This window comes from Lysobacter sp. OAE881, from assembly GCF_040546665.1.
In the GTDB taxonomy this organism is placed as follows: Bacteria; Pseudomonadota; Gammaproteobacteria; order Xanthomonadales; family Xanthomonadaceae; genus Lysobacter_J; species Lysobacter_J soli.
In genome coordinates this window covers 1473590-1489297 of sequence record NZ_JBEPOG010000001.1, presented here as the reverse complement: position 1 = coordinate 1489297, position 15708 = coordinate 1473590, and the positions used below count along the sequence as shown (strand labels likewise).

Below are 15708 nucleotides of genomic sequence, written 5' to 3'. Positions count from 1 at the left end.
AGCCCCGTCATGTCGTCCGACCCTGCCACCGCAGTCGTCCGCATTCCGCGCCACCTCGCCGTCATCATGGACGGCAACGGGCGCTGGGCGGAGCGTCGTCGTCGCCCGCGCGCGATCGGCCATCGCGCCGGCGCGCGCGCGGTCAACGTGTGCATCGACTTCTGCCTCGAGCGCGGCATCGAGGCGCTCACCCTGTTCGCGTTTTCCAGCGAGAACTGGGGCCGCCCCGAGGATGAGGTGGGCGCGCTGATGAAGCTGTTCCTCGGCGCGCTGGAGCGCGAGGTCGACGAACTCGACCGCCGCGGCGTGCGCGTGCGCTTCATCGGCGAGCGCGAGCGCTTCAGCGAGGCGATCGGCCGGCAGATGTCCGCCGCCGAGGACCGCACCCGCGCCAACACGCGCCTGCACCTGACCATCGCCGCCAGCTACGGCGGACGATGGGACATCGCGCAGGCGGCACGCTCGCTCGCCCACGACGTCGCCGCGGGCCACCTGGATCCGGACGAGATCGACGAACGCGCACTCGCCTCGCGCATGTCGCTGGCCGAGCTGCCTCCGCCGGACCTGTTCATCCGCACCGGCGGCGAAACGCGCATCAGCAACTTCCTGCTGTGGCAGCTGGCGTACACCGAGTTGTGGTTCACCGAGCTGTTGTGGCCCGAATTGGATGCCGCCACACTGCAGCGCGCCCTGGACGACTATTCCGGCCGCCAGCGCCGCTTCGGCCTCACCGGCGCGCAGGTCGCGCCGGCCCCGACCAACGAGATTTCCGAATGACCCGAACCCGCCTGCTCGCCGCACTGGTGATGGCGCCGGTCGCGATCGCCGCGATCCTGCTGCTGCCCACGCCCTGGATGGTCGCGGTCGCGGCGGTGCTGTTCCTGGCGGGACTGTGGGAGTGGTTCGACCTCGCCGAGATAGAAGACACCCTCGCCCGCACCGTGCTGCTGGTCGCCCACCTCGCGGTGATGGTCGCCATCGTGTGGGCGTCGCGTTCGTCCACGGGCTACAGCATGGTGCTGTTCCAGCTCGCCTGCGTCATCGGCGTGGTGTGGTGGCTGCTGGCACTCGTGTGGCTTAGACGGTACGAATTCGCCAGCGATCACGAAACCTACGCGCGTGTCTTCAAGCTCGCGGCCGGCGCGCTGAGCGTCATTCCGGCGTGGTGCGCGCTGGCCTGGATCCATGCGGGCCAGCCCAATGGCCACCGCTGGCTGCTCACGGCGCTCGCCATCGTCTGGGCGGCCGACAGCGGCGCCTACTTCGCCGGCCGCAAGCTGGGCGGCAAGCTGTTCGGGCCGCGCAAGCTCGCGCCGCGCATCAGTCCGAACAAGACGATCGAAGGCCTGATGGGCGGCGTGCTCGCCGGCATCGTGGTCGGCATCGCGTTCGCGCTGCTGGCCGGCGCGACGCCGAATCAGCTGCCGGCCGTCGCGCTGGTGGCGCTGGTGGCCGTGCTGTTCTCCGTCGTGGGCGACCTGTTCGAAAGCCTGCTCAAGCGGCACGCGGGCGTGAAGGATTCCGGCCACCTGATTCCCGGCCATGGCGGCATCCTCGACCGCATCGACGGCGTGCTCGCCGCGTTGCCGGTCTTCGCCGTCGGCAAGGCGTTCCTTGGTTTCTGATCCGATGGTTGCCGCTTCCGACGATCGCGATCTTCCGATGGGCGTGCACTGACATGCGCCACGTCGCCGTCCTGGGTGCCACCGGTTCGATCGGCACGTCCGCGTTGGACGTGATCGCGCGCCATCCCGAGCGCCTGCGCGCGTGCGTGCTCGCGGGCCGGCAGCAATGCCGCCGCGCTCGTCGAGCTGTGCCGCCGCCATCGCCCCGATCACGCCGTCATCGCCGACGAGGCCGCCTTCGCGACATTGCGCGACGGCTTGCGCGACGCCGGGCTGTCGACCCAGGCCCATTGCGGCGACGACGCGCTGGAACACCTGGTCGCGAGCGACAAATGCGACACCGTCGTTGCGGCCATCGTCGGCGCCGCCGGGCTCCCGTCGACGCTCTCCGCCGCGCGCGCGGGCAAGCGCATCCTGCTGGCGAACAAGGAATCGCTCGTGCTCGCGGGCGAACTGCTGATGCAGGTTGCGCACGCAGGTGGCGCGACGATCGTTCCGGTGGACAGCGAACACAACGCGATCTTCCAGTGCCTGCCCGACGCGCATGCGCATGCCGGGCTGCGCCGCATCCTGTTGACCGCGTCGGGCGGCCCGTTCCGCGGCCGTCGTCGCAAGGACCTCGGCGAGGTCACGCCCGAGCAGGCCGTGGCCCATCCCAAATGGTCGATGGGCCCGAAGATCTCGGTCGACTCCGCCACCCTGATGAACAAGGGGCTGGAGGTCATCGAGGCGCACCACCTGTTCGGCGTCGACGGCGACCGCATCCAGGTGCTGGTGCACCCGCAGAGCCTGGTGCATTCGCTGGTGGAATTCGTCGACGGTTCCACGCTCGCCCAGCTTGGCCTGCCGGACATGCGTACCGCCTTGGCGGTCGGGTTCGGCTGGCCCGAACGAATCGAGTCGGGCGTGTCGGGCCTGGACATGCTCGCGCACGGCCGGCTCGACTTCGAGCCGCCGGACCTGGACGCCTTCCCTTGTCTTCGTCTGGCGTTCGAGGCGCTGCTGGCGGGCGGCACCGCGCCGGCCGTCCTGAATGCCGCCAACGAAGTGGCCGTTTCAGCATTTCTTCAGCGCCGCATCGGTTTCCTAGCGATACCCGCGATGGTCGAGGACACCCTCGCCGCGCTCCCCTCCACCCCGGCGACGTCGCTGGCGGCCCTGCGCGATGCCGATGCACAGGCACGACGCCATGCCGCACAGGCCGTCGCCGCCTGCGCATGACCACCTCCGGCCTGAGCCCGCATCGCCATGAGTGAGTTCCTCGGCTCCATCTGGTGGTTGATCGTCGCGATCGGCGTGCTCGTGACCTTTCACGAGTTCGGGCACTACTGGATCGCGCGACGCAGCGGCGTCAAGGTGCTGCGCTTCTCGGTCGGCTTCGGCAAGCCGCTGTGGATGCGTCGTGGCAAGGACGGCACCGAATACGTGATCGCGGCGATCCCGCTCGGCGGCTACGTCAAGATGCTCGACGAGCGCGAGTTCACCGTGCCGCCCGCGCTGCAGCCGCAGGCGTTCAACCGGCAGCCGGTGTGGAAGCGCATCGCCATCGTGGCCGCTGGCCCGATCGCCAACCTCATCCTGTGCGTGGCCTTGTTCTGGGCGATGTTCGTGGTCGGCCGCGCCGACTACGCGCCGGTCGTCGGTCACGCCACCGGCATCGCGGCGTCGGCCGGCCTGCGCCAGGGCGACACGATCCTCGCCGTGGGCGACCGCCAGACACCGACGTGGAGCGAGGCGGTGATGGCGCTGATTCCGGCCGCGCTCGACCACGCCGACACGACGGTGCGCGTGCGCACGGACTCGGGCAGCGAAGCCACGCGCGAACTGCATCTGTCCAACCTGCCCGCGACGTTCGACGAACGCCGCGCGGTCGAGGTAATGGGCCTGACGCCGCGCTACATGCTGGTGCCGCCGCTGGTGGGCCGTGTCGCGCCGGACACGCCCGCGTGGGGCGTGCTCGCCGAAGGCGACCGCATCACCGCGATCGACGGTCAGCCCGTCACGGCATGGGACGACATCGGCCCGCGGGTGCAGGCGCTCGGCGAGCATGGCGGTCCGGCGATGATCGAAGTCGAGCGCAAGGGCGATCGCCTCGCGCTGGAGATCGCGCCCGCGCGCATGAAGCACGCGCAGACGGGTCAGGAATACTGGGGACTGGGTGTCGCCGCGGCGATGCCACCCGAACCGGCAAAGGATTCCGTGCTGCGCTACGGCCCCATCGCCGCCATCCCCGCCGCGTTCCGCGAGAGCGTCCACCAGACGCAGGAATTGTTCGCGATGATCGGCCGCGCCTTCACCGGCCGCGTATCGGTGCAGAACACCGTCGCAGGCCCGATCACCATCGCGCGCGCCGCGAACATGTCCGCCCAGAACGGTGCGGCGTGGTTCCTGCAGATGCTGGCGATGCTTTCGCTCAGCCTGGGCATCCTGAACCTGCTGCCGATCCCGATCTTGGACGGCGGTCACCTGCTGTATTACCTTATCGAGCTGGTCAAGGGCAGCCCGGTCAGCGAACGGGCGATGGCCGCCGGACAGTACGTGGGCTTGGCGCTGATCGCCGGCCTGATGGGCCTGGCGTTCTACAACGACATCATGAACAACCTGGTGCGCTGATGCCGGACACCTGCCTGCGCCGATCCGCTTTCGCCTCGAACCGACGCCCGGCCCCGGGCCAACACGACCCTCAACCGGACGTATCAATGACGCCAACGCCGCCCCGCCGCCTGCTCGCCCTCGCCCTGATCGCGGCGATGGGTTCGACCGCCCTGCCTGCCCTGGCACAGTCGGCCGATCCGTTCGCCCTGGCAGGCTCGCCGCAGTCGACCGCGTCCGTCGGTACGTTCACCGTCAGCGACATCCGCATCGACGGTCTGCAGCGCATCTCCGCCGGTACGGTGTTCACCTACCTGCCGATCGAGCGCGGCGACACCATCGACGCCTCGCGCGTCGGCGAAGCGATCCGCTCGCTCTACAAGACCGGCTTCTTCGAGGACGTCAACGTCGGCCGCCAGGGCGACATCCTCGTGGTCACCGTGACCGAGCGCCCCGCGATCAACAAGCTCACGCTGACGGGCAACAAGGACATCAAGTCCGAGGACCTGCTCAAGGGCCTCAAGGAAGCCGGTCTTTCCGAGGGTGACACCTTCGACCGCCTCGCGCTCGATCGCGTGACGCAGGAACTGACGCGCCAGTACAACAACCGCGGCAAGTACAACGTCGAGATCAATCCGACGGTCTCGCGCCTGGACCGCAATCGCGTCGACATCACGATCACCGTCAAGGAAGGCAAGGCGGCCAAGATCCGCCACGTCAACCTGATCGGCAACGAGAAGTTCGAAGAGAAGGACATCCTCGACAGCTGGGAGTCGAAGGAGCACAACTGGCTGAGCTGGTACCGCCGCGACGACCAGTACTCGCGCGAGAAGCTCTCCGGCGACCTCGAGAAGCTCAACTCCTGGTACCTGGACCGCGGCTACGTGGACTTCAGCGTGGACTCCACGCAGGTCTCGATCAGCCCCGACCGCCAGGACATGTTCCTCACCGCCGGCATCACCGAGGGCGAGCAGTACAAGGTCGCCAGCGTGCAGGTCACGGGCGACACGATCCTGCCGAAGGAGCAGATCGAGCGCCTGGTGCTGGTCAAGCCCGACCAGATCTTTTCGCGCCGCCTGCTGGAAATCAGCTCCGACGCGATCGTCAACACGCTCAGCAACGTCGGCTACGCGTTCGCGCAGGTCAATCCGATCCCGGACGTGAACCGCGAGAACAAGACCGTCGGCATCAACATGCAGGTGGTGCCGGGCCCGCGCGTCAACGTGCGCCGCATCACCTACAAGGGCAACAGCCGCACCAGCGACGAAGTGATCCGTCGCGAGATGCGCCAGTTCGAAGGTTCCTGGTATTCGCAGGCCGCGATCGACCGCTCGAAGATCCGCCTGCAGCAGCTGGGCTACTTCGAGACCGTCGACGTGGAGACCGTGCCGGTGCCGGGCACCAACGACCAGGTCGACGTGGTCTACAACCTCAAGGAAACCACGTCGGGCAGCTTCGTGTTCGGCCTGGGCTTCTCGCAGCTGTCGGGCCTGACCGCGCAGGTGCAGCTGTCGCAGACCAACTTCCTGGGCAGCGGCAACCAGGTGTCGGTGCAGGCGCAGCGCAACGACTACATGCAGCGCTACGACTTCTCGTTCCGCAATCCGTACTTCACCGACAACGGTCTGTCGCTGGGCTACAACCTGTGGTGGCGCGAGCTCGACTACTCCGACTTCAACACCGCGCAGTACTCGACCAATTCCGGCGCCGCGCAGGCGGTGTTCGGCCTGCCGATCACCGAGACCGACACGGTCACGGCGATGCTGGGCGTCGACACGAACGAGATCCTCGTCTTCCCGGGCTCCACGCCGGCGAGCATCGTGGACTACGTGCTCGCGATGGATCGCCAGACCTTCCACGCCTGGCGCGCGGAAGTGGGCTGGGGCCGCAATTCGCTGGACAGCTTCCTGACCCCGACGCGCGGCATGCAGCAGCGCGTGTGGCTGGAAACCACGCTGCCCGGCTCGACCGCCGAGTACTACAAGCTCAACTACAACATCTCCAAGTTCTGGCCGCTGTCGCGCCACTTCGTGCTCAACACGCGCGCCGAACTCGGTTACGGCGACAGCTACGGCAACGACAAGACGCGCAACCTGTGCCGCACCGCGGGCAACTACAGCTGCGTGGAGGGAGATGACGACTTCATCCGCACCATCACGGCCAGCGGATTGCCGTTCTTCGAGAACTTCTACGCCGGTGGCGTGCGCTCGGTGCGCGGCTTCACCGACAACACGCTGGGTCCGCGCGACGCTCCGGCCGGCAACCCGAACTACCTGCAGCCGATCGGTGGCGCGTTCAAGACGGTGGGCTCGCTGGAAATGTACTTCCCGACCCTGCTCGACACGCCGGCCGCGCGCGTCTCGGCGTTCTTCGACGTCGGCAACGTCTACAAGGACTACGACGCCTTCGATGCGGGCGACCTGCGCATGTCGACGGGTATCGCGCTGATGTGGCGCTCGCCGATGGGTCCGATCTCGATCAGCTACGCGTTCCCGATCAAGAAGCAGGACACCGTGTACGACGCCAACGGCAATATCGTCACCGAGGGCGACGAGCTCGAGCGCCTGCAGTTCACCTTCGGCGGTACGTTCTGACGGCACCGCCGATGGCGTCCGTCGCGTACACGGCCGATGAACTGGCGCAGCGCTTCGGCCTGCGCCTCCACGGCGATGGCGCCGTGCGCGTGGATGGCGTCGGCACGCTCGCGCGCGCCGGCGCCTCGCAGCTGGCGTTCCTCGCCAATCCGAAGTACCGCGGCCAGTTGGCGCAGAGCCAGGCTGGCATCGTCGTCATGCGCGAGGATGACGCCGTCGGCTACGACCGCACCGCGCTGATCGCGCGCGATCCCTACGCCGCATTCGCGAAGATCTCCGCCCTGTTCGAACCGCGCCCCGTGCGCGATGCCGGCGTGCATGCGTCGGCCGTGGTCGATCCGTCGGCGAGCGTCGATCCGTCCGCGCACGTCGGCCCGTTCGTCAGCATCGGAGCGCGCAGCCGCGTGGAAGCCGGCGCGATCATCGGCCCGGGCTGCGTGATCGGCGAGGACTGCGTCGTCGGCGCCGGCAGCGAACTCGTCGCACGCGTCACGCTCGTCGCGCGCGTACGACTGGGCCAGCGCGTCACGATCCATCCCGGCGCCGTGCTCGGCGCGGCGGGCTTTGGCCTCGCGATGGAAGCCGGCCGCTGGCTCAACGTGCCGCAGCTCGGCGGCGTGACCGTCGGAGACGACTGCGAGATCGGCGCCAACACCTGCATCGATCGCGGCGCGATCGAGGACACGGTGCTGGAAGAAGACGTGCGCCTGGATAACCTGATCCAGATCGGCCACAACGTCGTCATCGGCGCGCATACCGCCATTGCCGGCTGCGCCGCGGTGGCCGGCAGCGCGCGCATCGGCCGCTACTGCCTGATTGGCGGCGCCGCGGGCGTGGTGGGTCACCTGGAAATCTGCGACAAGGTCGTCGTCACGGCGATGAGCCTGGTCACCAGTTCGATCCGCGAGCCGGGCGAGTACTCCTCCGGCACGCCGCTGATGGACAACCGCAGCTGGCGCAAGAACGCCGCGCGCTTCAAGCAGCTGGACGCCCTCGCCCGCCGCATCGGCGGCCGCGGCACGGCCGACTGACCGCTCGCCACGCGCCGTACCCGTCCGTCCGGGCGTCCGCGCACCAGTCGCGGTACGATTCGGCCCTCACGAAAAGCCGGCACGGCCGGCACCGGAAACGTCGCGCACGAGGCGCGGCCATCGATGCGCGGGATGCGCTGTCAAGGATCACCATGAGCCACAACGTGCAACTCCCGCTCGACGTCGTCGAGATCCAGAAGCTGCTGCCGCACCGCTATCCGTTCCTGCTGGTCGATCGCGTGGTCGAATTCGAGCCGAACAAGCGCGTGCTGGCGTACAAGAACGTCACCGCCAACGAGCCCTTCTTCCAGGGCCATTTCCCGGGCCATCCGGTGATGCCGGGCGTGCTGGTGGTCGAAGCGCTCGCGCAGGCCGGCGGCGTGCTCACGCAGCTGTCCAACGGCAGCACGGCCGACGGCCGCCTGTTCTACCTGGTGAAGATCGACAATGCGAAGTTCTCGAAGATGGTCGTGCCGGGCGATCGCCTCGACCTGGAAGTCTCGCTCAAGCGCGTGATCCGCAACGTCGCGATCTACACCGGCATCGCCAGCGTCAACGGCGAGCAGGTCGCCTGCGCCGAAGTCGTCTGCGCCGAAGCCAAGGGTTGAGGCCATGACCGCGCCGCGCATCCATCCCAGTGCCGTCGTCGAAGCCGGTGCCCGACTGGGCGACGGCGTGGAAGTCGGCGCGTTCTGCTACATCGGCGCCGAGGTCGAAGTCGGCGACGGCACGACCTTCGGCCCGCACTGCAGCGTGCACGGTCCCACGCGCATCGGCCGCGAGAATCGTTTCATCGGCCACTGCGCCATCGGCGGCGAGCCGCAGGACAAGAAGTACCACGGCGAGCGCGTCGAACTCGAAATCGGCGACCGCAACCTCTTCCGCGAATTCACCACGATCAACCGCGGCACCGGCACAGGCGGCGGCATCACGCGCATCGGTCACGACAACTGGTTCCTCGCCTACACGCACGTCGCGCACGACTGCATGATCGGCAACAGCTGCGTGTTCTCGAACAACGCCACGCTCGCCGGCCACGTGACCATCGGCGACCACGTGATCATGTCGGGCTTCGCCGGCGTGCATCAGTTCTGCCGCATTGGTGCGCATGCGTTCATCGGCATGGGCGCGCTGGTGAATGGCGACGTCCCGCCGTTCTTGATGATCGCGCAGGACGGCTACGGCCGGCCGCGCGGCATCAACAGCGAAGGACTGAAGCGTCGCGGGTTCGACGCCGACCGCATCAGCGCGATCAAGCGCGCCTACCGGGCCGTGTACATGTCCGGTGGCTCGCTGGAAGACGCGCGCGCGAAGCTCGCGGAACTGGCGGCCGACAGCGAGGATGCACGCGCCTTCCTGGCGTTCATCGAAAGCAGCGAGCGGCCGCTGCTGCGTTGATCCGCGATTCCGGAGCGGTGGGGCACGCCGCTCCACCGCTTGCCGCTGAACGCGCCACCTCGCCGGACGCCGCGACGCCCCCGGGCTATCATTCGGGCGCGCCCGCCGAACACCGCCTGCCTTGAACCGCTCCGAATTCCCCGCCCCCGCCGACCGCCCCCTGCGCATCGCACTTTGCGCGGGCGAAGCCTCGGGCGACCTGCTCGGCGCCGGGCTCGTCGTTGAACTGCGCAAGCGCTTTCCGAACGCGGAATTCGCCGGCATCGGTGGCGACCAGATGCGCGCGGCCGGGTTGGACAGCTGGTTCGACGCCTCGGAACTGGCGGTGATGGGCTTGGCCGAAGTGCTTCGCCACCTCCCGCGCCTGCTACGTCTTCGTCGCGAATTCCGCGAACGCCTGCTCGCGTGGAAGCCCGACGTCTTCATCGGCATCGATGCGCCCGACTTCAACCTCGGCGTCGAGCGCTGGCTTCGCGAGCGCGGAATGCGCACCGTGCATTACGTGAGCCCATCGGTGTGGGCCTGGCGCGAGAAGCGTGCGGAGAAGATCGGCCGCAGCGCCGATCGCGTGCTGTGCCTGTTCCCGATGGAACCGCCGATCTACGCGCGCCACGGCATCGACGCGCGCTTCGTCGGCCATCCGCTCGCCGACGAGATGCCGCTGGAACCGGACCGCGACACCGCGCGTCGCCGGCTCGGTCTCGACGCGACGCGTCCTGTGCTCGCACTGTTGCCGGGTTCGCGCGTGGGCGAGATCGAGCGCCTCGGCCCGGATTTTCTTTCCGCCGCGTCGAAGCTGCTCGCGCAGGATCCGACGTTGCAGGTCGTCGTGCCCATGGCGAACGAACACGCGCGCGCGGCGTTCCAGCGCGTGCTCGCCGCGCATCCGGACAGCGTCGCGCTGAGCGCAGCGCTGCGCGTGCTCAACGGGCAGGCGCGCACGCTGATGATCGCCAGCGACGCGATCCTGCTCGCCTCGGGCACCGCGACGCTGGAAGCCATGCTCGCCAAACGCCCGATGGTCGTCGCCTACAAGGTCGCGCCGCTCACCTACACGCTGGTGAAAGGCCTCGGCCTGTTGAAGGTCGCGCACTACTCGCTGCCGAACGTGCTCGCCGGTGAGCCGGTCGTGCCGGAACTGATGCAGCAGGACTGCACGCCCGACAACCTCGCCGCTGCGGTCGCGCCGTTCCTGCGCGATCCGTCGGCAAGCGCGGCGCTCGAACCGCGTTTCCGCGAACTCCACCTGCAATTGCGGCAGGACGCGTCCGCGCGCGCCGCCGACGCGGTGGCCGAACTGATCGGAGCCCGCCATGTCGCCTGACGGCTCGCAGCTCGCACTGGGACTTGCCGCACGCGACGGCGGCGCACCGCCGCGCGTGGCCGGCGTGGACGAGGCCGGGCGTGGTCCGCTGGCCGGTCCCGTCGTCGTCGCGGCCGTCGTGTTCGCGCCGGGTCGCACGCCGATCAATGGGCTGGACGATTCGAAGCAACTCACCGCGCAACGTCGCGAAGTGTTGTACGAGCGCATCATCGAACGCGCGCTCGCGTGGCACATCGAGTTCGTGACGCACGAGGAAATCGACCGTCTCAACATCTACCACGCGACGATGGCCGGCATGAGCCGTTCGATCGCGTGCCTCCACCATCGCGTGGACGTGGTGCGCATCGACGGCAACGCGCTGCCGCGCGGCCTGCCGTGCGCGGCGGAAGCCTGGGTGAACGGCGACGCGCGCGATCGTTCGATCATGGCCGCCTCCATCCTCGCGAAGGTATCGCGCGACCGCTACATGCAATCCCTGCACGAGCGCTTCCCGCTCTACCGCTTCGACCAGCACAAGGGCTACAGCACGCCGGTACACCTGTCGGCGCTGCGGGAACACGGCCCGTGTCCGGAACACCGGCGCAGCTTCGCGCCGGTGCAGGCGGCGTGCCGCGGCGAGGCCGAGCCACCGGTGGTCGACGAACTGCCGCTTGCCGCTATTTCTTGATGATGATCGCCGGGTCCATGCTCTTGCCTGCGACGATGACTTCGTAGTCGTACGTGCCTTCGTCGCCTCGCGCATTGACGTTGTACTGCTGCTTCCCGTTGGAAGAAGGTGTTGACGACGGGTCCTTCGGGAGCCCCCTCCCTCCCGGATTCCCCCTGTCGGCGAACCTCAGCGAGAATGCCTTCGTGTTCGAAATCCAGGTAATCGAGGCGCCCTGCATCACGTGGCATGTTTTCGGCGTCACCGTGGGCGTTGGGGTACTCGCATCGATTTCGATGTAAACCGGGCCGCTGGACGGCTTGGTGTCGCCGCACAGCAACGGCTGCTGTGCACGGCAACCCGCGGAAAGAAATAGCGTCGCGACCACGAGCGTGGCCGCCGCAAGGGGCGTGGCATTCATTGTTCTTCTCCTTGGAATGGCGCCCGGGGGGAGCGGGCGGGGATGACGGACGGCTACTGCGCCGTACCGGATTCGCGTGTGGATTGCGTGTCGACCTTCGCGGTCAACGAACGCAACAGCGGAAGCGCATCGATGCGCTGCTGCGGAATGCCGTGCTTCCGTGCGAAATCCATGTGCCGGCGTGCAGCCGGCGAGTCGTCCAGGCGCGCCATCGTCTGCGCGCCGAGCAGCGCGACCTCGCCGCGTTCGGTGCCGAGCGCTTCGGCCTTGGCCTGCAACGCGCGTGCTTCATCGGCGCGATCGAGGTTCGCGCTGTACCACGCCACCAGCGCAAGACCCTGCGCGTCGTCGGACTTCAGTTCGAGATAGCGTCGGCCCAGCGTGGCAGCCTGTTCGTACTGAGCACGCGTCTGGTCCGGCGTGGCGCCACCGGCGGCGAGCGCGTCGCCGAGGTTTCCCCACACGCGGAAATCGCCGGGGTCGATCTCGCTCGCATGGCGATATAACGCCGCCGCCTGTTCGTAGGCGCCTTCCTCGAACTTCATCGAACCCAGGTTGCTCAGCGCTTCGTACGTCGGCTTGATCTGCAGCGAGCGCTCGTAGGCATCGCTCGCCTGCGCCGCGTCGCCGCTGATCGCGTACAGGCCACCCAGGCTCGACCAGAGATCCGCGTCGTCGGGCGCGTATTCCAGTGCTTCGCGATAGGAGGCGATCGCGCCCGGCACGTCGCCGTTGACCAGCAGGTGATAGCCGCGCTTCTGCGCGATGCGCGGATTGCGCGGCGCAACCTGGCGGGCGCGTTCAAAGTACTCCATCGCGACCTTGCCCTGCCCCTGCGTGCTCGCGACTTCCGCCAGACCCAGGTAGCCCGGCACGCGCAGCGCCGGATCGGTCACCGCGCGCTCGTAGTAGGCGTTAGCCTCCTTCGCGTTGCCCTGCGTGCGATGGAGGTCGCCCATCGCGAGGCTCACTTCGCGCAACGAGGGATCCATCTTCATCGCCTGTTCGCATGCCGATTGCGCGCGCGCGAAGGCGGCGCTGTCGCGCGCATCCTCGAAGCGGGTGATCTCCGCCTGGCAGATGCCCGCCTGCGCGCGCGCGAAGCTCGGGTCGATCGCCAGCGCGCCGCGATAGAAGTTGATCGCGCTGGCCGCGCCGCGCTCGTCGCCGCCGGCCTGTTCGCGCATGCGCTGTTCGCCCTTCAGATAGGCGTCGTACGCGGCGACGCTGCGGGTCGGCGTCAAACGCCGTGCCAACGTCTGGCGCGCGGCTTCGATCTCGCCCGACGGCAGCACGTCGATGAGCGCCTGCACCACTTCGCCCGCGATGTCGCTCTGCAACGCAAACACGTCGCCGGTTTCCCGATCGTAGCTATGGCCCACAACGTGAAACCCGTGCGCGCATCGGCCAGCCGCGCGCTCACCCGCACGCGCGAACCCTCGCGGCGGACGCTGGCACCCAGGACGCTCGCCACGCCGAGCTGGGCGCCCAGCCGCTTCACGTCGGCCTCGCCCCGACTGGCCGAATTCGGTGCCGCGACGACCTTCAGGCCGGGGACGCCCGCCAGCGCATCGACCATCTCGACGCCGAGTCCTTCGGCGAAATAGTCCTCGTCGCGCGCCTCGCTGAGGCTGGTGAACGGCAGCACGGCCACCGACGCGGCGCTGGGCGCCGGCGTCGCCGGGTCGCGCTGTCCGAACCAGTAGCCGCCGGCAGCGATCGCCAGGAGCGCGGCGATGGCGAGCCACCAGCGCCGCTGGTCGCTCGCCTTGCGGCGCGTCGCGAAGCCGCCGTCGTTGTGCGGCACGGGGGCGGCGAACGGTGCCGGCTCGGGAATGGGCGCGACGGCCTCGTTCGCCGCGACGGCCAGCGCCTCGGGCACGGTGTGGCGGAACACGGCCACTTCGTCCTCGTGCCGCGGCTCGTCCGTCGCCGACAGCGGCGCGTCGGCCCCATGAAGCTGCCCGATGAACCGGTAGCCCAGCGCGTGCTGGGTCTGGATGTAGCGCGGATGCTGGGAGTCGTCGGCCAGGGCGTGGCGCAATTGGGCGATCACCCGGGTCAACACGCCCGGCGTGACATGGCGATGGCCCCAGACCTGGTCGAGCAGATCGTCGCGGCCGACCAGTTCGCCCGCATGGCGGAGCAGGATCAGCAGCACCGAAAACGCCTTCGGCTCGACCGTCTGCTCGGTCCCGCCGCGCGACAGGGTGTGCGCGGCCGCATCGACGACGATGTCGCCGAATCGATACCGTTCGCCGTTCGGCCCGCCTTGGCCTGCACTCCCGTGGGGGGTCATCGGGAAAACCTCATGGTTCCCTCATCATCCGGAGCGGACGATGTGGAAAGGCGCGCCCGGCCATCATGACTCATGGCGGGCGTCGGTGGAGCCTGACCCGGCGCCGGAAAGTTCGGTGCCACCCTCCCCCGGAGTCCCGCCATGAACGTCCTGTTCTCCATCGCCAACCCGCTTCCGCAGATCCTGCTGACCCCGTTCGCCGGCCCGACCCGCCGCCGCTGCATCAACGGCTTCCAGCTCAACTCGGCCGAAGTGGACCGCTTCAACGTCCTGCTGGCCCGCGTCGGTGGCCACGCGCTGGAGACCGACCAGCTCGCGTCCGCCGGTCGCGAACTCAGCCGCCCCGGCCCGACCGACGCCGCGCCGCCGTGCATCCGCCAGCGCCTGCGCTGGATCGCCGCCGTCGAGCAGCTCCTGGCCGACCGCCAGTGGCAGCCGGCGAACGATGCGGTCGAGACCGCCGCGGCGATCGTCGACTACGCCCGCAGCCGCGACGACCTCATCCCGGACTGGATGCCGCAGGTCGGCCGGCTGGACGACGCGATCGTCGTCGAGACCGCCTGGCCGAAGCTGGCCGGCGAGGTCGACGACTACCTCGACTACGTGCGCGTCCGCAGCCGCGAAGCGCACCAGCGCGACCGCAGCCCGGCCGGCTACGCCTTCTCGCGGGCCGACTGGGAGGAAGTGCGCTACGAGGAAGCCGTCCTGGCCCAGTACGAGAAGCAGATCCGCGAAAGCAGCTTCCTGCCCGAGAGCTCCCCGATCTTCCGCGTGCACTGACCGGGAACCGCGGGCCACGCCGGAGGCCGCCGCAAGGCGGCCTCCCCCGCGCTTCGTCGGCTGAATGCGCCCGCGTGCGAAATCCGCGGACGTCCGCACTGACAGCCTGTCCGCTCCGGCGCATCATCGAGGCGCATCCCGCCCAAGGCGGGACGGCCCGCGCGACGTCGCCGGCCGCGGCGCGGGTCCGGCTCGGCCGGCGAGCGAGGTGTGCCATGCGCATGTTCCATCCCACCCCCACCGCGCAGCCGCTGCCCTTCGACCACATGTACAGCGGCATGGGTGCGCGCGAGACCGCCGCCGCGATCGAGCTCAACGACGCGGCGGTCGTCCAGTTCGACCAGCTTCTCCATGAGATCCACGCCGATGCACCGCGCGTGGACACCGACCGGCTGGAGCAGCTCGCTGCGTGGCTGCTGAAACTGCCGACGCAGCAGGCGCGCGAGGTCATCGAAAGCCGCCTGGAACGCGTGCGCGAACTGCGCGCGCTCCTCGACGACGAGGACTGGGACGCCGACGAAGCCACGCATGCGCGCATCGGCAAGCTGCTGTCGTACATCGATCGCGAGGACGACCTGATCGCCGACCGCATCCCCGTGCTGGGCCAACTCGACGACGTGCTGCTGATCGAGCTGGCGTGGCCAGCCTTCGCCGATGAAGCCGAGGACTACCGCGATTTCATCGCCTATCGCGACGTGAACCATCCCGACGGCGCCGCCGACGAACGCCGCGCGGCGTGGGTGCGCGAGCGCCTCGACGAGGTGGCGCTGTGGCAGCACGCGATGTGGGTGCGCGAGCAGCATTACGCGCCGTGGAATCTGCCGCGCGGGTTGTTCCGGGTGGCCTGACCGACGGCGATGGGGCCGACCCGTGCCGGCCCTCGCAAGCCCCCACAGCGCGCGGTTTTTGCATCGTCCGGGGTCCCGGCCGCCGGGACCGGCTCCCGCGCGATTTCAAGTCTGCGCAGCGCGCGCCGGGGCTGCTAACCTGCCGCCAGC

14 protein-coding genes and 1 pseudogene are annotated in these 15708 nt (G+C 68.9%); 12 read left to right on the top strand and 3 right to left on the bottom strand.

What is annotated here, in order from left to right:
- The first annotated feature begins 9 nt into the window (after positions 1–9).
- From uppS to rnhB, 10 genes and pseudogenes are all read left to right on the top strand, one after another.
- Positions 10–777, top strand: a complete 768-nt coding sequence (gene uppS, locus ABIE51_RS06920) for a polyprenyl diphosphate synthase (RefSeq protein ID WP_192630171.1) — start codon at positions 10–12, stop codon at positions 775–777.
- Positions 774–1625, top strand: coding sequence for a phosphatidate cytidylyltransferase (locus ABIE51_RS06915; RefSeq protein ID WP_192630170.1), 852 nt, complete (start codon positions 774–776; stop codon positions 1623–1625). Before uppS ends, ABIE51_RS06915 begins: the two co-directional genes overlap by 4 nt.
- 53 nt (positions 1626–1678) lie before the next feature.
- A pseudogene (locus ABIE51_RS06910) lies at positions 1679–2846 on the top strand (1-deoxy-D-xylulose-5-phosphate reductoisomerase).
- Between the two features lie 27 nt (positions 2847–2873).
- Complete coding sequence (rseP, locus tag ABIE51_RS06905; protein ID WP_192630168.1) at positions 2874–4238, top strand: RIP metalloprotease RseP; 1365 nt, start codon at positions 2874–2876, stop codon at positions 4236–4238.
- An 86-nt stretch (positions 4239–4324) separates the two neighbouring features.
- On the top strand, positions 4325–6811 hold the full coding sequence (bamA, locus tag ABIE51_RS06900) for an outer membrane protein assembly factor BamA (RefSeq protein ID WP_192630167.1): 2487 nt from the start codon (positions 4325–4327) through the stop codon (positions 6809–6811).
- An 11-nt stretch (positions 6812–6822) separates the two neighbouring features.
- A complete protein-coding gene (lpxD, locus tag ABIE51_RS06895) occupies positions 6823–7842 on the top strand; it encodes a UDP-3-O-(3-hydroxymyristoyl)glucosamine N-acyltransferase (protein ID WP_192630166.1) in 1020 nt (339 codons plus the stop codon).
- 152 nt (positions 7843–7994) lie between these two features.
- Positions 7995–8450: a 3-hydroxyacyl-ACP dehydratase FabZ gene (fabZ, locus tag ABIE51_RS06890; RefSeq protein ID WP_115840837.1), complete on the top strand. Its 456-nt coding sequence runs from the start codon at positions 7995–7997 to the stop codon at positions 8448–8450.
- A gap of 4 nt (positions 8451–8454) precedes the next feature.
- The gene (lpxA, locus tag ABIE51_RS06885) at positions 8455–9240 is read left to right on the top strand and encodes an acyl-ACP--UDP-N-acetylglucosamine O-acyltransferase (RefSeq protein ID WP_115840838.1); all 786 of its coding nucleotides are present in this window, start codon (positions 8455–8457) and stop codon (positions 9238–9240) included.
- Positions 9241–9361: 121 nt separating this feature from the next.
- Entirely contained in the window at positions 9362–10564 is a 1203-nt protein-coding gene (lpxB, locus tag ABIE51_RS06880) for a lipid-A-disaccharide synthase (RefSeq protein ID WP_192630165.1), read from the top strand.
- Positions 10554–11231, top strand: a complete 678-nt coding sequence (gene rnhB / locus ABIE51_RS06875; protein WP_192630164.1) for a ribonuclease HII — start codon at positions 10554–10556, stop codon at positions 11229–11231. Before lpxB ends, rnhB begins: the two co-directional genes overlap by 11 nt.
- Here rnhB and ABIE51_RS06870 read toward each other — a convergent pair.
- The 3 genes from ABIE51_RS06870 to ABIE51_RS06860 are packed head-to-tail and all read right to left on the bottom strand — an operon-like array spanning position 11221 to position 13930.
- Positions 11221–11631 carry a hypothetical protein gene (locus tag ABIE51_RS06870; protein ID WP_192630163.1) on the bottom strand — a complete coding sequence of 137 codons (411 nt, stop codon included), beginning with the start codon at positions 11629–11631 and terminating at the stop codon, positions 11221–11223. The genes rnhB and ABIE51_RS06870 overlap by 11 nt on opposite strands.
- 53 nt (positions 11632–11684) lie before the next feature.
- Positions 11685–12980: a tetratricopeptide repeat protein gene (locus tag ABIE51_RS06865; protein WP_192630162.1), complete on the bottom strand. Its 1296-nt coding sequence runs from the start codon at positions 12978–12980 to the stop codon at positions 11685–11687.
- Positions 12872–13930, bottom strand: coding sequence for a winged helix-turn-helix domain-containing protein (locus tag ABIE51_RS06860; protein ID WP_354503708.1), 1059 nt, complete (start codon positions 13928–13930; stop codon positions 12872–12874). The genes ABIE51_RS06865 and ABIE51_RS06860 overlap by 109 nt, the downstream gene beginning before the upstream one ends.
- Positions 13931–14071: 141 nt before the next feature.
- Here ABIE51_RS06860 and ABIE51_RS06855 point away from each other — a divergent pair, with 141 nt between their 5' ends.
- Both ABIE51_RS06855 and ABIE51_RS06850 read left to right on the top strand, forming a co-directional pair.
- Complete coding sequence (locus ABIE51_RS06855) at positions 14072–14710, top strand: YkvA family protein (RefSeq protein WP_192630160.1); 639 nt, start codon at positions 14072–14074, stop codon at positions 14708–14710.
- A 221-nt stretch (positions 14711–14931) separates the two neighbouring features.
- On the top strand, positions 14932–15558 hold the full coding sequence (locus tag ABIE51_RS06850) for a YkvA family protein (RefSeq protein ID WP_192630159.1): 627 nt from the start codon (positions 14932–14934) through the stop codon (positions 15556–15558).
- Positions 15559–15708: the final 150 nt, after the last annotated feature.